Raw genomic sequence first — 4,004 nt, 5'->3', positions numbered from 1 at the left:
GACCTTCACCTTCACCGGGTTGCTGGTGCAGGCGCAGACCAGCGTGCCGCCGGTAAAGGATGCGCTCTCCTTGGGCAGCCCATTGTCGATCTTCGGATGCAGTTTCTCGGCCATTCGTCCTTCCTCCCATGTTTCGGTCATGCCGACCCTGTGTCGATGACCACCCTCTTTTTCCATGAAGTGCACCTTCAGCAGACGATGCACCTCGCTCAAGCTCCTCCTCAAAAATCTGCCATGCACGAGATAGGAGATTTCATCTTTGGCGCGATCGATTTCATTCAGATCGATCTCGACCTGCTTGTTGTCCCGAAAACTGCGCCACAAGTCCTCGCCGAAGTTCCGTATCCGATGGATCGTCGACTTCTCGTGGTCGATGAAGCGAATCCGAACCTCCTTCACCTAGTAAACCACCACACTCCTGATCGACTTGCCCTCATGCATGAGGTCGAAGCCCTTGTTGATGTCCTCGAGCTTCAGCGTGTGGGTGATCATCGGGTCGATCTGGATCTTGCCCTCCATGTACCAGTCGACGATCCTCGGCACGTCGGTGCGGCCGCGCGCGCCGCCGAAGGCGGTGCCCGTCCAGGTGCGGCCGGTGACCAACTGGAAGGGCCTTGTCGAGATCTCCTGGCCGGGGCCGGCGACGCCGATGATGACCGACTTGCCCCAGCCGCGATGCGAGGCTTCCAGCGCCTGGCGCATCACCTTGGTGTTGCCGGTGCAGTCGAAAGTGTAGTCGGCGCCGCGCTTGGTCATGTTGACGAGGTGCGGGACGATGTCGCCGTCGATCTCCTTCGGATTGACGAAATGCGTCATGCCGAACTTCTCGCCCCAGGGCTTCTTGTCGTTGTTGACGTCGACGCCGATGATCATGTCGGCGCCGGGAAGGCGAAGGCGAAGGCGAAGGCGATCGGTTCGCTTCGGTCGCTGTCGTGTGGTCAGGAAGACTGGCCTTCGCTCTGCGCCTTCTGCTGACGGCTCATGACGCGGTGGTTCATCTTCTCCATGGCCTCGGGGCTGCCGTCGTTAAACGTTCCGAACCAAGCGTCGACGTTCATGATACCCCCCCCGCCATAATTGCACTCGAAATAGCGGTGATGGAGATAGTGGTAGTAGTCTTCCATCCGAATCTCGATGCCGTCCTTGATGACGACCTTCTCAAAGCCCGTGTGGGATTGAGCTGGCGCGAGGCTCGAGTGTATCATTTGGAACATCGCATGGATCGGATTCGAGGGAACGATCCAATGAATCAGAACACCCGAAAAATAGAGGATGTGCTCAATTGGGTGCATAGACAGTCCCGACCACGGCCCGACATTGACATTTGCGTGATGGACAGAATGCACCCACCGGTACAGGAACGGCCAGTGGATCGGCCGGTGGATAAGGTAAAAGTGAACATTCCGGGATAGAGGGATCGCAAACAAAACCGCCAAGCAGTAGATTGGATGTTCGTTAAACGACACGTAGGGGATATATCCGTTTGCGAACATCCACCACGTCAGAACCTCATAGGCAGTCCAGATCGGCACCGCACCGACAAAGGTCCAAAATAAATTATCCAGAAGCTGATTCTTGAACAGGAAGTTCGGGTTATTGCGGGCCAGCCAGCGGCCATTATACTTGCGATCGAACCCTTGGCTCTTCTTGACATAAAGAGGAACATGCAGGCAGCTGGAGAATACGATTAGAAGCGCACAGTTGCGCGCGAATATGAAAGCGATCCAGTCCCATCTGAGCGTCTTCATCGTTTCCATGCTTGGCGTCAGGTAGACCAAAACAAGGATGGAAACCGCTATGTAGACGAGAGTCCACGGTACAAGATAGAAGTACAACCACTTCACGATCCCAACCGGGCTGATCGGCCACAATTTCGGCAACCCTTTCAAGAAATGATCAGGCTGCCATTCGGTCCGGCGCTCCTTGTCTGCATTTCCCCCCTTGTTTCGAGTTGCCGCGAGATTGTTCGTTGCCATTGTTACTCCCCTTCATCTTTGCCTAGCTCTAGCGAACAGCGATGTAGACGCGCCCGCCTTCTACTTTGACTGGATGAGTTTTGAGGTTAACGCAGGCCGGCGGACCTTTTGTCTGGCCCGTCACATAGCTGAAACGGCCCATATGTTTAGGGCACTCTATTTCATTTCCCATGACCAAACCATCGGCGAGATGGACCCGTTCATGGGTGCAAAGTCCGTCGGTTGCGTAATACCGGTCGTCACCAGAACGGTAGATCGCATAGGTCTTACCGGCGTGATCGAATCGGATGACTCCTTCTTCTTCGATGTCGTCCACGCTGCAGGCGTCGGCCCAATTTTCCAGCATCAACACGTTCCGAAAACTTCTAGCAAACTTGATCGGCAGAGCAGAGCCATGGAAAGCAGAGCCATTGAAAACACGTTCACGAATAGGCCTTGATAGTTGAGACGCGCGGCTTTCTTTCAGCCTCCCGGGCTGCAACAACCGAAGACCGGCGGCGTCGGATTGCGGGAGTATTAGTGTCCATTCGAGCCTCACCCGCGACGGCGGAACGACCGGCATCCCGCATAAAAACCCGTGGCGCCGCCGTCTGAGAAGGCGTGCCTGACGTAATCCAGATGATGATACGCGCCGGCAATTTGGCTGAGAAGGTGCAAACGGTTTCGCTGGTCATAAAGCCAGCTTATGTCCAAGTCCCTCAGGCGCAAGCTTTTGCGGTCCAAACGCCCCCAGTGGTGGCCACTAGCGCCACCGCCGCCGATACCAATGCCTTCTCCGGGCGCCGGTAGCGTTCAAACAACTCCGTCGAGAACCGGCCGCGATCTTGCGGAACGCGAAGTTCCAACACGCTAACCCACGTCACAAGCTTGCGGTGACAATAGCCGGAACGACAATGCAGAGTTGGTGGTGGCAAGCCGCTAGGCCTTGTTTGTCAAACACCATAAGAGCCGTCCTCACGCAAGCCGGCGCCGACGAAAAAGCTTGCGCGACGGATTGGACCGTCTTCACCATATTGAAGGCTATCCGCAGCCGCTAGCTGGAAAATCGTTCTCGTCGGAGGCGATAAACGCGAACCATCCAGCTTCCCCTTGATCAGCCTTGAGGACGCATCAGCAGATTTCAAATGCTACCGGCCGGTGCTGGACCCGTATTTGCGACCAGTGACGAGATGACGCCAGGAGCGCTGATTATCGCCGGCGCGTTGATGGGCGTGCAAGTTCGCATTGGATGTGCTGCCCCGACCTTTGTCGACAGAGGCATGATGATCATCGCCATCGTAGAAAACCGGACCCTCACCATCGTAGCACGAACCTTTGCCGCAAACCTTGCAACGAAGGATTGAAGCAGTTCGCCGCACTTTCCTATTTTCCAGACCGCCGCGCAAATATCGAACTCGACGAGTTGCCCGCCCGCTAAACGAATTTGCGGCAATGAGCGGCCGCGATGGCCTACGGCTTGGTTGGAAGTGCATTTGCCTGAGACGCGCACAGCCCAAGAGAGGTGGCACGCTGCGCGTGTCCATGCCGGTGCACGCGCAAAAGACTCGCACACCCGCCCGGCGAGCTCATGGACCCAAGCCCCAACGACAAACGGCCGGCCGCAATCGCAAAATCAATGGGTATGGCCGGCGCATGCTTTTGACCCAGCGGTCCAGAAAAGTCATCCCATCGCGCGATACCCGGCGGCCGCAGCCAACTCGAGTATGCCGCTCATGGAAACCCAGAAGTTACGCTGTTGTCAGTCTGGAAAACGACTTGCAATTAGCAGTCGGCATTCGATAATGCTCCCGCATCGGCTCAAATCCTCACCCGCTCCGCCTTCGGATCATACATCGGCTTCAACGATGCCTCCGCCGCGAAACGTTCGCCGGCGATGTCGACCTCGTAGGACGAGCCAAGCACTTCCGCCTCGCTCTCGCCCTGGCAGGGCACGTAACCCAGGCCGATCGCGCCGCCGAGATGGTGGCCGTAATTGCCCGAGGTGATCGGGCCGACGATCTTGCCGTCGCGCAGGATCGCTTCGTTGTG

4 protein-coding genes and 3 pseudogenes are annotated in these 4,004 nt (G+C 56.9%); 1 reads left to right on the top strand and 6 read right to left on the bottom strand.

Annotated elements, in window-relative coordinates:
- From EOA29_RS43295 to EOA29_RS27975, 5 genes and pseudogenes are all read right to left on the bottom strand, one after another.
- Positions 1-399 (bottom strand): annotated as a pseudogene (locus EOA29_RS43295) (hypothetical protein); the annotation flags it as partial.
- Positions 400-894 (bottom strand): annotated as a pseudogene (locus EOA29_RS27990) (zinc-binding dehydrogenase); the annotation flags it as partial.
- 44 nt (positions 895-938) lie between these two features.
- The gene (locus tag EOA29_RS27985; RefSeq protein ID WP_127221897.1) at positions 939-1,976 is read right to left on the bottom strand and encodes a sterol desaturase family protein; all 1,038 of its coding nucleotides are present in this window, start codon (positions 1,974-1,976) and stop codon (positions 939-941) included.
- A gap of 28 nt (positions 1,977-2,004) precedes the next feature.
- Positions 2,005-2,322 (bottom strand): MocE family 2Fe-2S type ferredoxin, encoded by a 318-nt coding sequence (locus EOA29_RS27980; protein ID WP_127221896.1) that lies wholly within the window; start codon positions 2,320-2,322, stop codon positions 2,005-2,007.
- Positions 2,323-2,674: 352 nt separating this feature from the next.
- Positions 2,675-2,866 (bottom strand): annotated as a pseudogene (locus tag EOA29_RS27975) (transposase); the annotation flags it as partial.
- 234 nt (positions 2,867-3,100) lie between these two features.
- Here EOA29_RS27975 and EOA29_RS27970 point away from each other — a divergent pair.
- Positions 3,101-3,319 (top strand): hypothetical protein, encoded by a 219-nt coding sequence (locus EOA29_RS27970; RefSeq protein WP_127221895.1) that lies wholly within the window; start codon positions 3,101-3,103, stop codon positions 3,317-3,319.
- Positions 3,320-3,773: 454 nt separating this feature from the next.
- Here EOA29_RS27970 and EOA29_RS27965 read toward each other — a convergent pair.
- On the bottom strand, positions 3,774-4,004 hold a 231-nt coding region (locus EOA29_RS27965; RefSeq protein WP_145969835.1), incomplete at its 5' end, for a glycine cleavage T C-terminal barrel domain-containing protein.

It is taken from the genome of Mesorhizobium sp. M1E.F.Ca.ET.063.01.1.1 (assembly GCF_003998155.1).
In the GTDB taxonomy this organism is placed as follows: domain Bacteria; phylum Pseudomonadota; class Alphaproteobacteria; order Rhizobiales; family Rhizobiaceae; genus Mesorhizobium.
The sequence above is the reverse complement of the archived record's forward strand: the minus strand, read 5'-3'. Positions and strand labels throughout refer to the sequence as shown.

Coding starts and splice junctions, on each gene's coding strand:
- EOA29_RS27985 (WP_127221897.1), bottom strand. CDS start 1,976: ATGGCAACGAACAATCTCGCGGCAACTCGAAACAAGGGGGGAAATGCA.
- EOA29_RS27970 (WP_127221895.1), top strand. CDS start 3,101: ATGCTACCGGCCGGTGCTGGACCCGTATTTGCGACCAGTGACGAGATG.
- EOA29_RS27980 (WP_127221896.1), bottom strand. CDS start 2,322: ATGCTGGAAAATTGGGCCGACGCCTGCAGCGTGGACGACATCGAAGAA.